Annotated in this window: 18 protein-coding genes; 8 read left to right on the top strand and 10 right to left on the bottom strand. The window is 54.8% G+C overall.

What is annotated here, in order from left to right; all coding sequences use genetic code 11:
* Window positions 1-8: 8 nt before the first annotated feature.
* Window positions 9-848 carry a transporter substrate-binding domain-containing protein gene (locus tag IB254_RS15975; protein WP_192418031.1) on the top strand — a complete coding sequence of 280 codons (840 nt, stop codon included), beginning with the start codon at window positions 9-11 and terminating at the stop codon, window positions 846-848.
* A gap of 32 nt (window positions 849-880) precedes the next feature.
* Complete coding sequence (locus IB254_RS15970; RefSeq protein ID WP_192418030.1) at window positions 881-2389, top strand: amino acid ABC transporter permease/ATP-binding protein; 1509 nt, start codon at window positions 881-883, stop codon at window positions 2387-2389.
* Between the two features lie 421 nt (window positions 2390-2810).
* Here IB254_RS15970 and IB254_RS15965 read toward each other — a convergent pair whose 3' ends face one another.
* The 6 genes from IB254_RS15965 to IB254_RS15940 all read right to left on the bottom strand — a co-directional run bounded on the left by IB254_RS15965 (window position 2811) and on the right by IB254_RS15940 (window position 10007).
* On the bottom strand, window positions 2811-3728 hold the full coding sequence (locus IB254_RS15965) for a LysR family transcriptional regulator (protein ID WP_225602373.1): 918 nt from the start codon (window positions 3726-3728) through the stop codon (window positions 2811-2813).
* 116 nt (window positions 3729-3844) lie between these two features.
* Window positions 3845-5887, bottom strand: coding sequence for a pyridoxamine 5'-phosphate oxidase family protein (locus tag IB254_RS15960; RefSeq protein WP_192418028.1), 2043 nt, complete (start codon window positions 5885-5887; stop codon window positions 3845-3847).
* A 322-nt stretch (window positions 5888-6209) separates the two neighbouring features.
* On the bottom strand, window positions 6210-6821 hold the full coding sequence (locus IB254_RS15955) for a helix-turn-helix domain-containing protein (RefSeq protein ID WP_192418027.1): 612 nt from the start codon (window positions 6819-6821) through the stop codon (window positions 6210-6212).
* Between the two features lie 18 nt (window positions 6822-6839).
* Window positions 6840-7508 carry a glutamine amidotransferase-related protein gene (locus IB254_RS15950; protein ID WP_192418026.1) on the bottom strand — a complete coding sequence of 223 codons (669 nt, stop codon included), beginning with the start codon at window positions 7506-7508 and terminating at the stop codon, window positions 6840-6842.
* 37 nt (window positions 7509-7545) lie between these two features.
* Entirely contained in the window at window positions 7546-8499 is a 954-nt protein-coding gene (locus tag IB254_RS15945; RefSeq protein WP_192418025.1) for a carbon-nitrogen hydrolase family protein, read from the bottom strand.
* A gap of 56 nt (window positions 8500-8555) precedes the next feature.
* Window positions 8556-10007, bottom strand: a complete 1452-nt coding sequence (locus IB254_RS15940; RefSeq protein ID WP_192418024.1) for a glutamine synthetase family protein — start codon at window positions 10005-10007, stop codon at window positions 8556-8558.
* A 190-nt stretch (window positions 10008-10197) separates the two neighbouring features.
* Between IB254_RS15940 and IB254_RS15935 the strand changes: the two genes are divergently transcribed.
* From IB254_RS15935 to IB254_RS15910, 6 genes are all read left to right on the top strand, one after another.
* On the top strand, window positions 10198-10713 hold the full coding sequence (locus IB254_RS15935; RefSeq protein ID WP_139049937.1) for a DUF1097 domain-containing protein: 516 nt from the start codon (window positions 10198-10200) through the stop codon (window positions 10711-10713).
* Between the two features lie 69 nt (window positions 10714-10782).
* Complete coding sequence (locus tag IB254_RS15930; RefSeq protein WP_192418023.1) at window positions 10783-11478, top strand: cysteine hydrolase family protein; 696 nt, start codon at window positions 10783-10785, stop codon at window positions 11476-11478.
* 187 nt (window positions 11479-11665) lie between these two features.
* Window positions 11666-12541 carry a VOC family protein gene (locus IB254_RS15925; protein WP_192418022.1) on the top strand — a complete coding sequence of 292 codons (876 nt, stop codon included), beginning with the start codon at window positions 11666-11668 and terminating at the stop codon, window positions 12539-12541.
* Window positions 12542-12973: 432 nt separating this feature from the next.
* Complete coding sequence (locus IB254_RS15920) at window positions 12974-14068, top strand: alkene reductase (protein WP_192418021.1); 1095 nt, start codon at window positions 12974-12976, stop codon at window positions 14066-14068.
* 47 nt (window positions 14069-14115) lie between these two features.
* The gene (locus tag IB254_RS15915) at window positions 14116-15003 is read left to right on the top strand and encodes a DMT family transporter (RefSeq protein WP_192418020.1); all 888 of its coding nucleotides are present in this window, start codon (window positions 14116-14118) and stop codon (window positions 15001-15003) included.
* Between the two features lie 460 nt (window positions 15004-15463).
* A complete protein-coding gene (locus IB254_RS15910) occupies window positions 15464-16720 on the top strand; it encodes an OprD family porin (protein ID WP_192418019.1) in 1257 nt (418 codons plus the stop codon).
* A 192-nt stretch (window positions 16721-16912) separates the two neighbouring features.
* Here IB254_RS15910 and IB254_RS15905 read toward each other — a convergent pair whose 3' ends face one another.
* From IB254_RS15905 to IB254_RS15890, 4 genes are all read right to left on the bottom strand, one after another.
* On the bottom strand, window positions 16913-18253 hold the full coding sequence (locus IB254_RS15905; protein WP_192418018.1) for an OprD family porin: 1341 nt from the start codon (window positions 18251-18253) through the stop codon (window positions 16913-16915).
* A 130-nt stretch (window positions 18254-18383) separates the two neighbouring features.
* The gene (locus IB254_RS15900) at window positions 18384-18938 is read right to left on the bottom strand and encodes an OsmC family protein (protein ID WP_192418017.1); all 555 of its coding nucleotides are present in this window, start codon (window positions 18936-18938) and stop codon (window positions 18384-18386) included.
* A 180-nt stretch (window positions 18939-19118) separates the two neighbouring features.
* A complete protein-coding gene (locus IB254_RS15895; protein ID WP_192418016.1) occupies window positions 19119-19739 on the bottom strand; it encodes a DJ-1/PfpI family protein in 621 nt (206 codons plus the stop codon).
* Window positions 19740-19892: 153 nt separating this feature from the next.
* Complete coding sequence (locus IB254_RS15890; protein WP_192418015.1) at window positions 19893-20810, bottom strand: LysR family transcriptional regulator; 918 nt, start codon at window positions 20808-20810, stop codon at window positions 19893-19895.
* Window positions 20811-20971: the final 161 nt, after the last annotated feature.

Here is a 20971-nt window from a genome sequence, read left to right as displayed (position 1 = left end):
AGAGTGCCATGAAAACTATTTCAAGCATGATGTGCGCGTGCGCGTGCGCGTTTTTCGCGAGTATTGCTGCAACTTACGCTTATTCAGCCAACGATGTTTCGCCTCTTAAGAAGGAACTTTCCATTGGCGCCGATTTAAACTATCCGCCTTATGATTATTATGTGGATGGCAAACCAACAGGCTTTGATCCATCGCTGTTGGCGCTATTGGCAAAAAGAATGAACGTCGAACTGACGTTCTCCGATACTCGCTTTGCAAGCTTGCTGCTGGGTCTTAAATCCAACCGCTTCGATCTGGCTTCCGCCGGTATGTACGTCACCCCGGAACGCGCGCAACAGATCAATTTCCTGCCTTACATGAAAACCGGTGTGTCGTTGGTGGTTTTGAAAGGCAGTGCGAATCAGCCGTTGACGCCTGAGGAACTGTGCGGGTTGCGGGTCAGCAGTATTCAGGGTGCGGCGTGGATTCCCAAACTGACAGAGTTCTCGAAAACCGGATGTGTGGACAAGGGTAAAGCGCCGATCAAGCTGTCGGAGTTCCCATCCTCGGCAGAGGCGGTCCAGACGCTGTTCGCGAAAACCGCGGATGTCCAGACTGAAGACGCAGCGGTTGCCGCGGTCGCGGTAAAGAATACGGCCGGGCGCATTGAAATCAGTTCCAAAGAAATTCTCTATCCCGTCGTGGGTGGTTATGGGCTGCGCAAGGACAACGAAGTGTTGCTGACGGCGATGACCAAGGCGCTTCAAGACATCAAGGATTCTGGTGAATATGCCGCATTGTTGAAGGAGTACAACTTGGCCGAGCCTTCTAAGGAAGAAATAGCAGCGGCTCTTGGCAAGACCAACTAACACTTCCGCAATTACAATAAAAGGTGGCTCAAGTGGAATTCGACGTGCGCTATGCGATCAGTCTTTTGTGGAATCGCGAGTTTTGGAGCGCCACATTACTGGTCGTTGAATTAAGTATTCTGGCGTGGCTGTCAGGCATTGTATTCGGTTTTTTTCTCGCGTTGGGCAAGTCGTCTAACAGGATATGGCTGAAGCAATTGTGCAGTGGCTATATCTGGTTCTTCAGAAGCTTGCCGCTGTTGGTACTGCTGATACTGATCTATAACTTGCCGCAGGTATTTCCCCAGACAGGGGCGGTACTTTCGAATCCATTCCTGGCGGGCTTGATCGGCATGATCTTGAACGAATCGGCCTACATCGCTGAAATCCATCGGAGCGGTCTGGTTGCCATTCCCAAGGGCCAAGGAGAAGCGGGCAGATCGCTGGGGCTGGGACGGCTGGCATTGCAAAGCCGGATCATCATTCCGCAGACCATCAGGGTGACACTCCCGGCCCTGGCCAACGAATACGTCAACATTGTGAAGCTGACGTCGCTCGTTTCGGTCATTTCCCTGTATGAAATTCTGGCGGTCGGTCAGCGCTTGTACACGCAGAACTTCCGGGTTCTGGAAACCATGCTGGGCGTGGCGTTCTACTACGTGTTCATCGTTACGGTTGTGGGCTGGCTGCTGTCGTACCTAGAGCGCAGGCTGGACTTCACGGCGGCCAGGAACACCAATCCGACTGCCGGACCATCGGGGACTTCCAGCGATATTTTGCCAGTGCGTGAAACGGCCACCGGCGAGACCGCCTTGGAAATTGTCGGGGCCAGGAAAAGCTACGGCAATCTGGAGGTCTTGAAGAGCATTGACCTGAGTATCAAGCGCGGTCAGGTGGTGTCGATCATCGGGCCGTCCGGCTCCGGCAAGACTTCCTTGATCCGTGCCATGAACGGGCTCGAACCGCTGGACAAGGGCAAGGTGCTGTTGGACGGCAAACCATTTCTGGATGCGGATGCGGGCAAAGTCGTCCCGTCGCTGGATCAGGCAGTCGATATCGGCATGGTGTTTCAGAACTTTAATTTGTTCCCGCACAAGACCGTGCTGGAAAACGTGACCCTGGCGCCGGAGTACCACCAACGAGGATCGAAGCTGGCATGCGAACTGTCGGCCCGCGCGATTCTGCAGAAAGTTGGCCTGAGCGAACATGTGCACAAGTATCCCCATCAGCTCTCGGGTGGCCAGGCGCAACGGGTCGCAATTGCACGGGCGATGGCGATGCAGCCTTCCATGATCCTGTTCGACGAACCCACTTCTGCGCTCGATCCCGAACTGGTGGGGGATGTGTTGCGGTGCATCGAAGACCTGGCGAGCGAAGGGATGACCATGGTCATCGTGACTCACGAGATGGAGTTCGCGTTCAAGGTGTCGAATCGCGTGATTTTCATGGAGAAAGGCGTGGTGGTCAAAGACGCCGCACCTGCCGACATGATGCGATCGTCCGATCAGCGCATCACCCGATTCATCGGTAACTCGGAGCATTTCAAACTCAGGGCGGTGTAATGTGCGAGGAAGCGATGTGAATCTGCACAGGCGGGAAAGAGGGCGTCTTTCCCGCCTTATAAAAAATCGGGGGCGTACCTCCACTCAGACTATCGCCTGATAGAACGCCTGAGGCTGGTCGAGGATGGCGCGTAATAGCTGCAATCCTTCCTCCAAGATCTGGCGGTCGGCGGCAGCACCTAACGAGATTCGAACTGACTAGCTGGAGCGGTGACTTGGCGTAGGCGCAAAGCTCGGGCAGGAAGGATCTTGATCTGCTGGCGTTCCGCTTGATGCCGTACGAGGACCTACCAGGGTTGCGGAAGATGCAGCCAGATGTGCGAGCGCTGGGGTGGGGCACTGAAGTTCAGATCGGCGAAAACCTGCTCTGCGATGTGCAGTCGCGCGGCGTTTTCCGTGAGAGGCGAGGTCAGCGAAGTCATCACTTTCGGATGGAGGGACACAGCACAGGCTCCATGCCCTTTACTTGACCGACACTGGCGATATGGCCAATCAGAAAATCGGCAAACGAATAGGTTTTCGAGGTTGTTTTTATCTGGTCCCGGAAAACGATATGAACGGGTAGCGGGGCAGGCTCGTAGTCTTCAAGCAGCAGTTCCAGGCGACCTTCCTGTACGTCGTTAGCGACCTGAAACAAAAGCGCACGCGTGATCCCCCAGCCTCCCCTAGCGATGTTGATGGCGGCTGCATGGGTGGTGACGGTCACTCGAGAGTCCAGGATGATTTCCAGCTCCCGATCCTGACTCTGAAAGTGCCATACCTGTGCAGGCCCAATGGTGGTGGAGTCGACGATCACTTTGTGACGCAACTGCTCAGGTTCTTCCGGTCGACCATACCGTTGAAGGAAAGACGGTGAGGCGCAGACGATTTGTCTCACTTCGCCAATCTTTATCGCATGAATGCTTTCCGATTCCAGCTCGCCGACCCGTATCGACAAGTCCACATTTTCGTTGACCATGTCGATTTTCTGATCGACGAATAAACACGTCAGGCTGACCTCGGGAAATTGGTTCAAGTAATCGCTGATGAGCGGGGCGATAAATGACTGACCGAACTGGATAGGGGCCGCCACGGTCAAAAGTCCGCAGGGTTCGATGTGGTGACCAACGGCGGCCGCCTCGGCCTCGCGGATCTCGGCGATAATATGTCGGCAGTCCACCAGAAAGCTTTTTCCGGCGTCACTTAAACTCACGCTCCGAGTATTGCGTAAGAAGAGAACCTGCCCGACTCTTTGTTCCAGTAAAGCGACCGAGCGGGTCACGCTAGGTGCAGAAATACGCGCTCGTCGAGCGGCGGCAGCAAAACTTCCCTCCTCAACCACCGCGAGAAAAATTTCCATTTCCCGAAATCGAATCACTGGTATTCCCCTACACCGCGAGTGAAGTGTCCTTTAGCGCTTGAGCGATAAGTCACAGAGTTGAGTAGTGCCGTGGCCTCGGCCAGGCGGGCGGCGTCTTACATTTCCAGTTGCAACGGCTCGGTGCCAGTTGCCGGGACGGCGCAGCAGATCAGGGCTTCACCTGAGGGCAGTTGAAACTCGGGAGGTTCGGCATAGGTCACCGTACCCTGAAGAAGAGGGGTACGGCAGGTGCCGCAGGAGCCGTTACGGCAGCCAAAGAGCGGCGTTAAATCATTCTGTTCGGCCAGATCCAGCAGCGAACCACTCTCCGGATCCCAGGACGCCTCCTTGCTCGACGCCTTGAACGTGACAGGCACCGGTTCGCTTGCAACCGGCCCAAGCTCCCCCCGTGGTTGATCCTCGCTGGCGGTACGCTGGAGGCTAGACGGGCCGAACGTTTCGGCGTGGATGCGTGAGTCGTTGACGTCCAATGCGCGCAGACCGTCGTACATCTGCTGCATGAACCCCTTGGGGCCACAAAGGTAAAAGTCATAGTCATCGAACGGCAGCTGTTGACGCAGTAGGTCGATGCTCAGCCGACCCGGGTGCTCAAAATGAACATCCGGTTTGGCATCCGTGAAGTGGCTTAAAGCACGCAGGTAGTGAAGTTTGCCGTCCGCGGCCGCGACGAGGTCGGCGAACTCTTGCTGGAAGGCCAGTTGAGCCTTGTTGGAGGCGGAATGAAAAACCCAGATGGGGCGGCGATGCAGGGTGCGCGTGCCCTCGTGAACCAGATGCCGCGCCATAGCTAACGCCGGGGTAACGCCGACGCCCGCCGCGAGCAGGACCACTGGGCGATGCACGGAAGCGTCGATCGTGAAGCTACCGGCCGGGGCGCGGGCATCAATCAGGTCGCCAACCCGAATGTTGTCGTGCAGATGCGTCGACACCGTGCCTTCGCGCTTGACGCTGATGCGCAGCGCGCCATCTGCCGGGCCGCTGGAAAGCGTATACGTTCGCACCAACGACTTGTCCTGTCCGGCGAGGGTGACGCGGATTGGCAAATGCTGCCCGGCCAGATACGTTGGCATGCCGAGGCCGTCGTCGGGCAACAGTTGGAACGAACGGATGGTTTCAGTCTCGTCGACGATGCCAGCCACCCGGTACGGACGCCAGCTCTGCGCCAGTGCAGCCGCTTTCAGACGCCTGTCCGCGTCTTCCCAACTGCCGGTCATCAGCACGTTGGGCGAGGTGCCGTCCTCTATCTCCACCCAGCGCAGCGGGAGCCCGCCGGGACGGCGGATGACGCGCTCCGGGAAAAAGCGCCACAGGCGCTCGGCGCCTGTGAACGCCTGGGTTTCCGGCGATTCGAGAATTACCTCGGCGCGTCCGGTCAACTGAAGCAGATCGCCACGACGCATGTCGACGAACACCAGGCCTGCGCGTGGATTGAGCAGCATGTTACCCAACGTGTTGAAGAACAGATTGCCGTTGAATTCCGGCACGGTCAGCACGCCATATTCATCGACCCGCACGAAACCCGGCTTGCCGCCACGATGGGAAACGTCGACCTGACGTTTTTCTTCACGCACCACGTAGGAGGCGACATAGAATGAGTCCGCGGCGGTGATCATCGCGATGTCGTGGCTGTTCAGGGTGTCGGACCGACTGAGTTCCCCTGGCGGCGTGTCATCGAACACATAACGGCGTAGCTGAATGTAGCGGGGGCAATGACCGTAAGTCTGTGTCGGATCGATTTCGAAACCGGTATTGTCATCACGCCGCACAAAACCGTTGAGCCGGTTGCGTCGTCGGGTATGCAGTTCTATGCCCAGCATGGCGATGCCGTCGCCGTCTTCCATGCCGACGTCTGCCGGGTCCGCCGGCTCTCGCGGCAGATCAAGGATCAGTCTCCGTGGATCGGGCGACTGGGCGAATCCCGGCTGCCCCGTGCGCAAGGTCGCCCACGGGTTACCCTGCGGATCGACGCTGCCCAGGACCACAAACGGCAGCTGCGCGTAAAACTCCCGATGCTGGTCGGGCAGCCAGTTGCGCGACATCTGCATTTTGCCGACCTTAACCATTTGCTCGACCGCACCGACGCTTCTTTGCAACTGCAACTCGCCTTCGTTCCAGGGGGATTTTTCTGTCTCTTCCATGGGCGTGCTCTCGGCGGTGATTTCGGCGAATGAATGCGTCAATCGTCCCATAGCTGCCTGGGGGGCAGAACCGTCGCGCCGCTCAATTCATCATTTCGCTTTTTGAAATGATGAGGCGGTTATCGCGAGCGGCGGATCAGGGGCGGAAGCCGGGCATAGCAGGTGCTGACATCTGAAAAACCAACCGGTTTTTTGAGTCTGCACGGACAGAGAGGGGGGCAAAATCGAGTGGCGTTCCAGGGTTCATGGGGTGCCTGCAGGGGCAGGCACCCAGGAAATGTTTGTGGAGCTTGAGGGACGGCTATCTAAACAGCGTGACGATCTACTTGTCTTTGAAAGGCCGAATCGACAGGCAAACGGAAAGGATCTCCGTAGCACCTTCAGCACCGGAGACAAAGGCATGTCGCATGGTGCTGTCGATGTAGCAGCTGTCGCCCACATTCAACGTCAGCGGCGCATAGTGATCAGTGTGGAAAATAAGCACGCCTGACAACACGAAGACGAATTCCTCGCCGTCGTGCAGGCTCCAGTCTTCAATCGGCGGAACTTCGTGGTTCCTGATCGTCATGCGTAACGGCACCATGACTTTGGATTTCAGCGCCGCCGAATGTACCCGGTAATCGTAGAACGGCGTGCTGAACAGCTCCGCTTCCTCGGCCTTGGTGGAGATCAGTCGGGCCATGCCGGTTTGAGGCTGGCTGGCCGACGCCCCATCCATGATGTCGACAAAGTTCATTTGCAGGCATCGAGCGATACTCAACAACGTATCAAAGCTGGGGCGTGACTGGCCTTTTTCGATTTTCGAGATCGCCGCTATCGACACCCCGCTGCGCTGGCTGAGTTCCTCCAGCGTCCAGCCGCGCGCATTGCGCTGGGCCTTGATCTCAGTGCCGAGCAAGGGATCAGGTCTGGGTTTAATAGGGTTAATACTCAACTTCCATCTCCGTAAATTTCAACCGAGGCAGCGGGTCAATACGTCTGCAACCAACGATTCGACCCTGGGTTGTACCTCTTTTACCTTGGCGACGGCAGTATAGAGAAATTGTTCGACGTCAACATCGTTGCGGATCAGTGACTCGAGATTAATCTCAACCCATGTTCTGATCGTCGCCTCATCAACTTCTGGGTGAAACTGCATCCCGACGGTATTGCCCTTCTGGAAGCCCTGTAACACCGCACCCGAGCTGGCCAGCTTTTCGGCGCCTGCAGGGAGGGTGAAATTGTCGCCGTGCCAGCGAAACCACGGACCGGCCCAGGTTGTATCGACGGCCACATCATTCAGCAGCCAGCCCGAATCGCGGTATCCCATCGGCTTGACCTCGGCGTCATGGGCGGCAGCGAGCATCTGCCCGCCGAAACAGATACCAAATATGGGGCGACCGCGCGCGATCAGTTGTTTCGTGAACGCGAGCTCGGCCTCGATCCAGGGAATGTGCAGGTCGTAAACCCCATTTGGCGATCCCAGGAGAACAAAAAGATCAGCCGACTCTGGATCGATGTCATCGAAATTGGCCGTCCTGGCATCGATCGTTTGCAGTTCGAAACCGTGCAAATCACGAAGGATTGGGCCAACCAATCCAATCCCCGTGTCGGGGGAGTGCTGAAGAACAATGGCTTTCATATTTGGGCAGTCCAAAGATGTTGAATAAAAGTAGTTTTTATTTTTTTACAAACGAGTCGTGGTTGTGGATCGCTTGTTGACGCGTTCGATCGATCGAGACGCGGAATACGTCCTGTCGGGAGTAGTGGCCAGTGGGGTCGAAGTTGTGTCGCTCTTCGCGCACACGGCCTAGATCGGCATCGAAGGAAATGATCTGTTCCTTGCCATCCTCAGCCTGCGCGACAACCTGCCCGGAAGGGTCGACGATGCACGAGCCTCCTGTGAATATGACGTCCACGCCGTCGTCTTTGAGTGCGTCGTAAAACACAAAATCCTCAGGCACGTCCGACAGCGAGAGAAGGCCGCTGGAGCTGACTACCCAGACTCTGCCTTCGGTGGCAATCAGTTGCCCGGCATTCTTGATCGCTGACGCGTTGCCTGGCCACACGCTGACATGAATGTCCTCGCCTTGCGCATAGAGCGCAAAGCGAGCCAGCGGCATCCAGTTTTCCCAGCAGTTGAGGCCGCCGACCTTGAACTCGCCAAAGTCGTGGGCCTGCAATCCGTGACCATCGCCCGGTGCCCAGCAGAGACGTTCGTCGAACGTCGGGACCAGCTTTCTGTGGACCCCAAGTAGACCCCGCTCGGGGTGAATGGCCACGAGCGTGCAGTAGATTGAGCCGCGGCCTTCTCGTACGCCGCGCTCGTTGATTCCCAGATAAACGCCAACGCCATAGTCACGACTGGCCTCGACGATCAAATTGATTTCGTGGCCCGGCACTTCGACGGCTGCCTCGAGAAACTGCGAGTACGCACGTTTCTGAAGAGGGTCATCGAAGGCCGATCCATTGGTGCGGCATATCCAGAACGGGTAGCCGCTCAGAAACGACTCCGAAAACACCAAGAGTTCGATACCCTGTTCGCTCGCTTCCTTGATCGCGTCGATGACGATCTGGCATGTCCTGGCTCGATTGAGCCAGGCAGGCCGCAACTGAGCTGCGCCAATTTTCATAGTTAACCTCCTGGTTCTTGAGTTCATGAGTACGCTTCTGAGCAGCTAACGCTCAATTAGTACATTTCGAAGTATTCAGACTGTTCCCAATCGGTGACTGCGGAGAGGAAGCGGTTGGCTTCAAACTCCTTCAACATCACCATGTAATTGTGGAAAACAGGCCCCAGTTCTTCCTTGAGCACTTCGTTGTTCTTGAACGCGACAATCGCTTCCATCAGGCTCATCGGCAGTTGCGGACGATCCGCCAGGTAGGCAGCCTTGACTGCTTCACCTGGATTGAGCTTGTTCGCGATGCCGTTTCTGCCCGCAATGATCTGCGAGGCGATGTACAGGTACGGGTTCGCCGTCGGTTCACCCACACGGTTTTCGATGCGCGAAGCCTTGTCGCCAGGACCGCCGATCGAACGCAACATGGAGCCGCGGTTTTCGTGGGCCCAGGAAGCCTTGTTCGGGGCAAAACCGTCTGGCCGGTGGCGTTTGTAGCCGTTGACGGTCGGGGTGGTGAGCAGTGCGGTACCCGCGGCGTTTTTCAGCAGACCGCCCATGTAGTGCATGCCCAGTGGCGACAATGGACCTTCGTGATCTTCTCCTGCCATGAACACGTTGTTGCCATTGTTGTCCACGACGGACTGGTGCATGTGCCAGCCACTCGGGAACACGTTCTGTACCTTCGGAATTGCCATGAAGCTGGCGTGCAGGCCATTGCGGCGGCACAGCTGTTTGACCGCCGAGCGGAACAGCAGTGCAGCGTCGGCCGCTTGCATGGCGTCCATTGGCAGGAAAGTAACTTCGCATTGACCAGGACCCCACTCGTCTTCGAGGGTTGCTAGTGGCAAGCCGAGCTTCTGGACATTCTCATGAATGAACGAAAGCAAGCCTTCCACTTCGTCGCCCCGGTTTTCCGTCAGGTACTGATAGCCGTGCTGGATCATCATGACTTCAGGCGGTGCTGCCGGGTTGGCGCAAGATTCTGGCGAAAGCTTCGGATCCAGCAGTTTGAAGACGTAGAACTCGAACTCCAGACCCACGACCATGTTCAAGCCGTCGGCTTTCAATTTCGCGATCTGGTCACGCAGGATCTGCCGCGTCGAGAACGGGCAGGGCGCACCGTTCGAGAGGTACGCATCGCTCAGGCACCAGCCAGTGTCTTTTACCCAAGGGAGCACACGGAATGTGGTCGGATCCGGTACCAGGATGCCGTCCGGCAGACCGATCATCTCAGGTACGCCAAGCGCGTTCTCAGCGCCGAAAGGAGGGACGATCGGATGGTTGGTCGTGTCGAAGATCGCTGTAACGAGCTGGAAGTCCTTACCGCTGTGCAGGGCGGTCTTGAATTCTTCGACGGTTATCGTTTTCCCGCGAACGATACCGTGTTGGTCACCCCATCCCAGACGAATAAAGCGTAATCCTTCTTCCTCGATACGCTGGAGGACACCGGCCGCGGCGCGTTCCATGTCCTCAGTCCAGAGGTTGTGACGCTTGATGAAGTGAGCTCTTTCGGTAGACATATCTGGCCTCATTTTTGTTGTGATGCAGCTTGGCTATGACGAATGCGCTTTACGGTTTTCGTCCCTTCGAATGTGGGGGGGACAGTTCCAGCATACAGCTATTTTTCTTTTGCGCGAGAAAAATTTTACTGATATGTTTCTTATGCGTCCTGTTTTTCTCCTTTACGAAAATAATAAGAGGGTAAAACGTATGAACTCTGTTCTCGCAACCGCAATCGGCGTCGGCGTCATGGGTGGCATAGCCACCTTCATGTTCCTAAGCATAGAAACTCTGCTTCTATGGGCCGCTTTTGTTGCCTGGGCGTGCTATTTCGCCTTGGGCGGTGATCGGCCCGCCATCTCACTCAACCTCACGTCAAACGCCTTTGGCGTCGTGGTCGCATGGATTGTTGCGTTGCTCGCACTGGCCAAGCCCTTTCCCGCGCTCCCAGCACCGGTGTGGGTAGGTTTGCTCGTCGCTCTCAGCGTCTTCCTCTACATCATGGCCTCGCGCATATACATCTTCTCCTCGGTCCCGGCAGCGACCTTGGGCTATGCCACAACCTTTGCTTACATCAGCCAGACACCTGGCGCTTTCGCTTATCCAGCGTTGCTGTCCGCCGGGTTTCACAACGTGCTGATAGTGGTCATTGTTTCGATGTCTATAGGAACAGCTTTCGCAGTGGCTTCCGCGAAGCTGTCAGCGGCTTTGACAGCCAAGGCATAAACCGAAGAAACCGCCGCGGGTCCGCTTGGAGCGGGCCACGGCAACTCTGCGCAATCCGAGGAAATACTCATGTCCAAAGACTGGAAAACTGCACGTCGATCGATGTATTACGCGGGGGCGCCAGAACCTGATGATCCTGTGCTTGAGAAAGGCAAGGTGGCGCTACTGGTCATCGATGTGCAAAACACCTACCTGGAACGCCCAGACCCCGCATTGCTCGACGAAATGGAGCGGGCCCGATTCGACGCATGGACACCGTTCCATCAGCGAATGCATGGAACCGTAATTCCGAACCTGGAACGATTGATTGGTGCTTTCCGCCGAGCGGATCTCGAAGTCCTATTCGCGCGCATCGCCTGTCAGAAAGAGGATGGCAGCGATCGTTCGCTGAGCCAGAAAAAGCCCGGCTGGAACAACCTGCTGCTACCTGCGAACGAGCACGCCTCTCAGGTGATCGACCGTCTCGCACCTGCTTCGGACGAGATCGTCGTTCTAAAGACGACAGACAGCGCGTTGACTGGCACCAACCTGCGACTGATCTTGCGCAACTTGGGCATCACCCACGTGGTGTGCGCGGGGCTGTTTACCGACCAATGCGTTTCATCCACAGTGCGTAGCCTCGCCGACGAGAGCTTCGATGTCATTGTGATCGACGATGCCAGCGCGGCCGGCAGCATAGAGCTTCACAACAAAGAGTTGGAGATCCTCAACATGATCTACTGCAATGTGATGACAACCAATGAGCTCTTCGACTATCTCCCTTGAGCCCAAGTCGGCAATTACGGGACGCATGGTGCTGATTCTGAAGGGGTGAACCGCGGTGGAGCTGGTGGCAACTCACAGAGTAGGTGGGGGCCGCCGGCGACCTGAATGCAACAGCGATCAGCGTGTCGATTCGAGACCCAGGGCCCCTAGTTTTCCAGAAGCAGCGACGGCAGGTCGGAAAAATTCGATGAACAATAGTTTGATCGTAAATTTTCAACTGGATCACCTAGTCATCGCCGTGAAGGACCTACCGCGCGCAATTGAAAACTATAGGCAAATGGGATTCAACGTGGTGTCTGGCGGCCGTTCTGAGCATGCTCCCACGAAAAATGCGCGGGTGTTTTTCTTCGACGGGTCTTACCTCGAACTCATTGAGTGGACGGCGCCGGCGCCTGGCGAGAAATGGTACGACCGCCTGACTCAGTATGGAGAGGGCTATGTTGGCTTTGCCCTTCTGCCATCAGACATCACCCGTGCAATCAGTCAAGCAGCGCTTGCCGGCATACATTGTAGCGGGCCTGTTGCGGGTGCGAGCATCAAGTACTCGGACGAGCAAGTGCAGTGGCATTTGAGCTGGCCAGACATCCACGCATTACCCTTTTTATGCAGTGATGTGACGCCTCGCTCCCTGCGAGTCACGGAAGGTCACGTCCGTCATCATCCAAATCTTGCGTTGGGCATTCAATCCATCGCGTTTCGCGTGGCCAAACTGGAGTCCAGCACGCGATTTTATTGTGGGCTGCTGGGAACGAAGGCTGAGCAGGGCCCTGATGAGCTTTCATTGCTCGAATCGGAAGGCGTAGTCGTACGAACATTCAGATTCGGTGGCACTGAGCTCCACCTGGTAACCCCTGTCGACTCCTCGGGCCCCGGTTTGGGAGCATGGCTTTCAAGAGAGTTGAAAACCAAGGGGGAGGGCATCTACGGCCTGTGCATTCGGGGAATCAGGCAAGGCTTTTCAAGCGAGTCGTTATCGGAGCTCAGCCCTGGGACAACATTGCGTGTTGCCTCTGAGGACATGAGTTTACTCGAGCAGATATCGCCCGTCGCCAAGTCCAATTGATGTCGAGATGAGGCTTCACAGTACTTTGGCTACCAAGGGCATTGGATGATCGAAATGCGGACTGCCGAGCCGTTATTTTGTGGTCGCGAGTTGAAGAGAGCAGGGCGCGTTTCAATGGGAAGCCGACGAAGCGAAAGGGTTATTGGCGGCTATTTACCTCCAAGACCCATCAGATCACTCTTCCAGATTTGGCAATTCCGTTAACCAAGTTCATACCTGTATGTTCGTTTGAATCGACTTCATATTGCACACAAGTCACCCAGACACAGTGAATGGGCTGACGAAAATATTTCCAGTGTTGCGCACCTTTCTCAGCGTATTTCCATGAGCTGTCTGCCAGGCGATAACGCCGTTTTCGGATACATGAATTGGAAGCCCCTGCGAAGTGACTGGTCGCTCACAGCTACTTGTAACCGCTATCAAGGAAATTGCATGAAGCCGCTTTTCGAACACATCGTGCTTGGAGCGTTGAAGGCCTCCAATCGAATCATCATGGCGCCTCTGACTCGTGCTCGCGCCACTCGCGACCATGTCCCGACCGAAATCATGGCCCAGTATTACGCGCAGCGCGCCTCGGCCGGTCTCATTATCGGCGAAGCTACCGGCATTTCCCGTCAAGGTGTTGGATGGCCTTACGCACCAGGGATCTGGTCCGAAGAGCAAGTTAAGGCATGGAAGCTGGTGACACGGGCGGTGCATGACAAAGGTGGGTTGATCATCGCGCAACTTTGGCATATGGGGCGTATGGCTCATTCTGCCGTAACTGGTCAGCAACCGATATCGTCGAGCGCGACCGCTATGCCGGGAGACGCTCACACCTATGACGGCAAGAAGCCTTTCGAGGTGGCTCGCCCCCTGGCCGTGGATGAGATTCCAGATCTCATCGCTGATTATGTCCGTGCTGCCAAGAATGCCATGGCTGCGGGTTTTGACGGCGTTCAAATCCACGCGGCGAACGGTCAATTGATGGATCAGTTCTTGCGCGACAACAGCAATATGCGCGCCGATGAATATGGCGGCAGTATTGAAAATCGTGTGCGCCTGTTAGAACAGGTTACGCGAGCGGTGGCGGATGCCATTGGTGCGAATCGTACGGCGGTTAGGCTATCCCCCAATGGCGAAAGCTATGGTGTGGACGACAGCAATCCTGCCCCCCTGTTTACGGCAGCCGCTCAGATGCTGGATGACATCGGTATTGCCTTTCTGGAATTGCGAGAACCGCCACCTAACGGCACGTTCGGTGCAACCGACGTACCGCGGCTTTCTCCACTGATCCGCAAGCATTTCAAGGGGCCGATCATCCTCAACAGCGACTATGACGTGACTCGAGCCCAGGCTGACCTCCTGAGCGGTCTTGCCGATGCCATCAGCTTTGGGCGTCCCTTCCTGGCCAACCCCGATTTGGTCGATCGCCTGCACAAAGGCGCGCCGCTGAACGAGGATGATATGGAGACCTACTACAGCCAGGGTGCAGAAGGTTATACCGACTACCCGACGCTTACAGAGAGCCAGGCAACGCTAGCCTAAACAACTCGAAGCGGCTTACGAATGAATGACGACAAAAAAAAGGCGCGATGGTGGGTGATAGAAAAAGGTCCTGGATTCTACCGGCGTTACTGAGTCTGTTCGCGTTCGCCGCTAACTCGCTGTTCTGCCGCTTAGCGCTAATTGACAGGGATATCGACCCAGAGTCCTTCACTGCAATTCGACTGCTAAGCGGTGCAACATTTCTCCTGCTGCTAGTCAGTATAAGGATGCCGGGCAAGGCAACGGGCGGCAGCTGGAAGGGCGGCGCGTCTTTGTTTATATACGCCTGGTTCTTCTCGATCGCCTACGTCGAACTCGGTGCTGGCATAGGCGCACTAATACTGTTTGGCGCTGTGCAAATCACCATGTTCACGTATTCCTGGCTTAAGGGTGAGCGGGTCCGCACCAGGGTATTGGCGGGAATGCTGATGGCGTTCGGTGGTCTGATCGTTCTACTTCTCCCGGGCGCGACTGCGCCTGAACTCGGTAGCTCGATGTTGATGATGATTTCCGGGATCGCATGGGGCGCCTATTCGCTAATTGGGCGCGGGTCTGCCAATCCGACTGCCGACACCTCTGGGAATTTCCTCAGAAGCCTTCCATTTATAACGTGTCTGGTTTGGGTGGCACTGTTGGGAGATGGGCTGCATGTAAGTGCGGCCGGATCGACGTACGCCGTGGCATCGGGCGTATTGGCATCCGGTTCTGGATATACAATCTGGTATGGGGTGGTCAAACGCATTTCAACCCAGCATGCAGCCATACTTCAGTTGAGTGTTCCGATCATTGCTTCTCTGGGGGCCGTCATCTTTTTGAGCGAGCCCATTTCTCTGCGCTTGGTGATTGCTACGACAGCGGTTCTAGGGGGAGTTGCGCTGTCTTTGGCTTCTCCTCGGCAGGAACGTATCGTTTCAGCCCCGGAAAAGCTTCGTTAGTTACTTCTGTAGAATTTTAATTCTGATTATCAAGTTTGGTGATAAATGATCAAGCGGGGATTGAAGCTTGACATTGTTGCCGAAGATAAGGGAGTGTTGAATAAACTATCATCTAAAGTGATATGCATAATGAGTCGCAAAAAAAACCGCCTGGAAACAGGCGGTAAACCAAAGGGTGGCGCTTAAAAACTTCACCGATATCTTTGCTGGTGAAATATCTCGTTGCCACATTTATCAAATTACCTCAAGGTCAGGCTTTTTTCCATTATTTATATCAATATTAATAATCGACATTGGTTGCTGTACCTGAGTTGTCATTAGTTGTATTTATCGCCTCGCGGCATATGCTGGCTTTCTAATACCAATAAGATCTGAATTCGTAACCAGTCGCCATTTGTTGGTTAACGATCACTTAAGCGTCCTGCCAATAATAAATCCAGTACGTTTTCTTGGAGCATCTATGATTAATCGCAAAACTATCGCGGTGGCGTGTGCGTTGTTCTCGATCAACACACCAACTGCATTCGCCAGTGAGCAGTCCGAGTCCAAAGGATTTGTCGAGGACAGTGACCTGAAATTGCTGTTGCGTAACGCCTACTTCAATCGCGATTATAAAAATCACGCCAATGACGCGAAAGTATGGGGTCAAGGCTTCATCAGTACGTTTCAGTCGGGCTTCACCCAAGGCACTGTAGGGGTGGGGGTGGACGCCTTCGGTCTGCTTGGCGTCAAACTCGACAGTGGTCGGGGTCGAAACTACAAAGCTTTTTTTGATACCGATAGTAATGGGCGCCCGGTGGACGATCTGTCGGAAGCTGGCGCTGTTCTCAAACTGCGTATTTCCAACACTGTGCTGCGCTACGGTAACCAGTTTCCATCGATGCCGGTGCTGGCGTATGACGACTCTCGTCTATTACCCGAGGCGTTTACCGGTACGCTGGTCACCAGCAAGGAAATCGAAGGCCTGGAACTGAATGCAGGTCGATTCACCGCCGATAGCCCGATGGGCGATCCGGCGCGGGATCCGAACCGTCTCAAGAGCATCAACGTGATCGGTGGCACTTACAGCGTCACCGACGCTTTGAGTGTCGCGGCTTATCACTCCGACGTGGAGGACACCTACAAGAAGTACTATGGCAACGTGAACTATACGGTGCCGTTTTCCGAATCCCAGGCGTTGAATCTGGACTTCAACATCTATCGCACCGACTACGACAACGGCTCTCAAGCCGCGCTGGATTTTGGCGGCGATGGCGTCAACGACAGCAATACCATCTGGAGCTTGGCGGCCAAGTACAGCGTCGGCGCGCATTCCTTCATCGTCGCTCATCAGCGTAACAGCGGCGATGCGGGTTATGCCTATGACTATGGCGACGGCGGCAGCACTATTTATGTGGCGAACTCGTACTACTCCGACTTCAACCTAAAGGACGAGCGGTCCTGGCAATTAAGCTACGAGTTGGACTTCGCGGAGTTCGGGCTACCGGGACTCACCTACAAGACTGCTTATGTTCGCGGTAGCAACATCGATGCGGGCGGCGAGCAGGACGGCACCGAGCGTGAGTTCTTCAATCAGGTCAAATACGTGGTGCAGGACGGCACGTTGAAGGATATGTCATTCAAGTTGCGCAATTCGATCTACCGGGCAGACCGCGATGTCGGTCCCAACCTGAATGAAGTCCGGGCCTTTATCGAATACCCGCTGGACTTGCTTTAATCGATTGCGCCGTTCAGCCATTGCATTCCGGGCGCTGTGTAACTTGGAGATGTTGTGGAAATGGCTGCGGCGCAAACCTTCGCACCGTTCTTTGATCGGTGCGAAGGTCCAAGCAGATGCCGGCGAAAAAAAACAGCGCATTCAGGGTATGAATGCGCTGCCAGCTATCTCGAAAGGCAGAGTGTTTTGAGGTTATAGCAGCGGGATGGAGTAACTGACGATCAGGCGGTTTTCATCCTGGGAGCGGGTATTCGGCAGCTCAGTACGCCAAGTGGCGTTTTTCCACATCAGGCCCAAGTTCTTCAAGGCGCCAGACTGAACAACATAACCAACGGTCAAATCCCGTTCCCACTCTGAGGCGTCATCAGCCGCTTTACGACCTGCCGCATTCACGGTATCGATATTGTTCCCGCGTACGTAGACTACGCCAGCAGTCAAACCAGGCACGCCAACTTTAGCGAAATCATAGGAGTAGCGTGCTTGCCAGGAGCGCTCGCCGGCTCGGGCAAATTTCTGGATTTGCATGTCACTGATGATGTATGCCGAAGAACCGTCGCCCTGGTTAAGCCAAGGGAAGTCACTGCTGCCGTTACTGACTTGGTAGCCTCCACCGAAGGTATGACCGGCTACCGAGTACAGGAACAGGCCACTGTAAAGATTGTTATCGACCTTCCCCTTTCCGCTGGGCGCGTTGTAGTTGCCAGTGGTGTAGTAAGTCGAGTCGTGACCATTGGCGCCGTCATCGGAGCTGTTGAAGTAACGCAGGTCGGATTTCAGAACACCCGTACCGATTTCCCAGTTGTGAATCAACCCTAGGAAATGCTGCTTGTAAAAATTGTCCAGGTTTCCGTAATAGTACTGGGCAGTCAGATCCTTTGTGATTTTGTAGTCACCGCCGCCGTAAATAAACTTGTTGCTGTCACGCCCCGATGCTGTGCGGCCATTAGCGCCCGCGATCGACAATTCTTCGTTGTTGCTCGAGTTACGACCCTTGACGTGCTCGATCTGACCGCCGACCAGTGTCAAGTCTTTGATGTCATTCGAAGTGATCTGACCGCCCTGGAAGGTTTGCGGCAACAGGCGACCGTCGTTGGTAACGATGACTGGCAGCTTCGGCTGCAGGGTGCCTAGCCTCAATTCAGTCTGCGAGATCTTGGCTTTGGCGGTTAGGCCTAGGCTGGAAAAGTTATCAACCGCTTCGCCGTTGGACTTGCTTGGGAAAACTATACCGCCATAAGCGTTGTTGCTCGCACCGTTCGTACCTCCACCCGAATCAAGTCGTACGCCCAGCAGGCCTATTGCGTCTACACCGAAACCGACCGTGCCTTGGGTATAACCGGAGGTAAAGCGCAGGTCGAAGCCTTGCCCCCACTCCTCATATTTACTCGGCCCGGTACCATCACGGAGGTCTTGGTTGATGTAGAAGTTACGCAGCCCCAATGTAGCCTTACTGTCTTCTATAAAACCGGCGGCGTTTGCGTTCTGGGCGAGCACGACCGAGGCGACCGCTAAGGACAAGGTGGATCGATACATGTTTAGCACTCCATTTACTATTATTGTTTTGCGCACAGAGCAGAGCCGACACAGCGAAGGTCGGCTCCAAATTGAGGAGGATTAATCAGAGGTTAAAAACGATAGCAGTCACTGACTCAACTAAAAGCCATTAGCCGGAAATGACTTCCAGTTTGGGAACCATACGAATGGCCTTTGAGAAGTTGGCCAGATTAACCGAGGTTTTAGTGGCGACGCGATGCAACTCTTCCACTTTCTCGGTTGGTGCATCGGTATGAATGCGGACGACGAAGCTTACCTCGTCATAGCCTGGATTGACGTTCTCATCCAATCCCAGAAATCCACGCAGATCCAGTTCACCATCGGTTTCAATTTCGAGGCTGTGAATAGTGATTCCCATCACCGAAGCGTTCACTGCATAACCAACGGATAGGCAGGCGTTCAACGCTGCCATCAGTAGTTCTTGTGGATTTGGCGCTGTGTTTTCCCCCAACAGTTCCAGTGGTTCATCGGCCGCAATTTCAAAGTGACGAGGGTGATCCTGACCACTCAGGTGATAGCGGCTCACAGTCGCCACGCTGCGGGTTTGATGCTGCCACTTAGTCTTTACGTTGAAGCGCGCATGACGTTTGGATTCATCTTGCTTGATGCTTTGCGCAAAATCTTGCAGGGCAGGGACATTGATACCGTTGAGGAAGTTGCTCATATCTAAATCCTGTTTGAATTGTGGATGAAATCAAAACTACAAAGCTGTCGCATGCGAAAGCTCTGTCAGTGCGAATAAGCAAAACTCGAGCACGGCCTTGTTCAACTTTATTGTTGGCGAATTCCGTCTGACGGTTAAAAATTGGTCGCGTGCAATGAAGGCTTTTAATGCTGTACTTAATTAAACTTGGGCAGTTTCGTACCATTTTCGATCTGGTGTAGGAAATCGCATGATTTTGCGAATAGTGTCGGCGTTGGATTTGTTCGTCAGCATTTCAATTAACAAAAAGGCAACTTCCGATGCGGTACCGGGACCGCTGGAGGTAATGATATTTTTATCGCGGACGATTGGCTGATCAATGAACACTGCCCCTGTATCAACAAGCTGCTGCTTCCTGCGTCCACCGACTTGATGATAAATCGTAGCCTTCCTGTCTTGCAGCGCTCCGGCACGTCCCAGACTCAGCGATGAAACACAAACGCTAGCGACAATTTTTTGGGCATTCATAAAGTGCTTGATAGCGGCTAGATACGGTTCGCTCAACGCTTCCTCGTAGAATCCGCTGGGTTCGAACCCCCCGGGTAGCGCCAGTGCATCAAAATCATTGAGGTCCAAATCTGCCAGCATTCGGTTTGGCCGAATAGTGATATCGAAAGTAGAAACGATTTCTGGCCTGAGTCCCGCCATTACCAGTTCAATTTTTTCATCTCCCAGTAAATCAGCCCAACCAAGAATGTCGGTAAACGCAGCCATTTCCATTGGCTCAACGCCATTTGCGAGCAGCATCAAGACCTTTTTCACACTCGTTCTCCATCTAACGGCAGGCATCAGCCTGTCTACCGGATTAATGGGCGGGATACTTGATGGTTTGTTCCTTGGTTACAACCCTCGGATTTGCAATAAACAATTCCACTGTGTGAAAAAAACGTGTTGGTGGGCAGCGACATGTGCTGTTCATGCCAATCGCCAACTAGGTTCCGCCTCACGAACAACATCGGCTACCCAGTCCACGAACGCTCGCACGGTAGGTGAAAGGTGACGGTTTTTTGGGTAGATGACAGATAGTGGAACTGAAGGAGCGGAGTAGTCGGTCAGTATGGGCTGAAGGCGTCCACTCATGAGGTGCTGAATCACCATATAGCTTCCTGCACGAATGATCCCCAAGCCTTCGAGGGCGCACGCTACGTACGCATCCGTATCGTTGACGATGAGGCGCTCCGGCATTCTGATACAGCGGTCCTCGCCATCCACAACGTAGTGCCATTCCATCGAACGTGCCGTTCGACTCGATAAGTAGCCCACGGCTTGATGTCCGGCCAGATCCTCAAGGGATTTCGGCGTTCCGTGAAGGGCGAGGTACTCCGGTGAGGCGCATGTTATCCAGTCAAAGCCGCCAATGCGCTTTGCAACCAGCGTCGAAGAGTCTTCAGGGGTTCCCGTGCGGATGACGCAATCAATACCCTCCTGAACCAATTCGACGGTTCGGTCAGCCATTGTCAAAGTCAGTTCGACGTCTGGAAAACGAGACTGGAAGTCCTTGATCGAGGGCAGCACAACAAGGCGCGCTAGGGACAGTGTCATGTCTACTCGCAAGCGGCCACGAGGCTTTCCGGCAGATCCCGGGAAGCTTGACTCGACAGCTTCAACGTCGGCCAGTAATCGCCTGCAGTGGTCGTAATAGAACGTGCCATCCGGGGTCAGGCTGATATGGCGAGTGGTCCGTCGTAACAGGCATACGCCGAGAAATGCCTCCAGATCCTTCACCGCGCGCGTTACCCGCGAAGGCGGTAGGGAAAGGCTATCGGCGGCCCGGCTGAAACTGTGCATTTCGACGACGCGAGTGAAAATTTGCATTGATTGGAGGCGGTTCACTTCATCACTCCTTACCAGAATTTGTTCTCATTCAAGCAATAAGTATGACTTATTACTGTTGAATTCTACCTACTTACGCCATTTTGGTGCTGGCGAAAGGGGGTGATTATTCCAAACAAGGCAATAAATTTACCCAGGTTTTGATCTAGATGTCCATGCGA

This window comes from Pseudomonas sp. PDM03, assembly GCF_014852385.1.
In the GTDB taxonomy this organism is placed as follows: Bacteria; Pseudomonadota; Gammaproteobacteria; order Pseudomonadales; family Pseudomonadaceae; genus Aquipseudomonas; species Aquipseudomonas migulae.
Note: the sequence above shows the minus strand (reverse complement) of the source record. Positions and strands in the feature narration are given on the sequence as shown.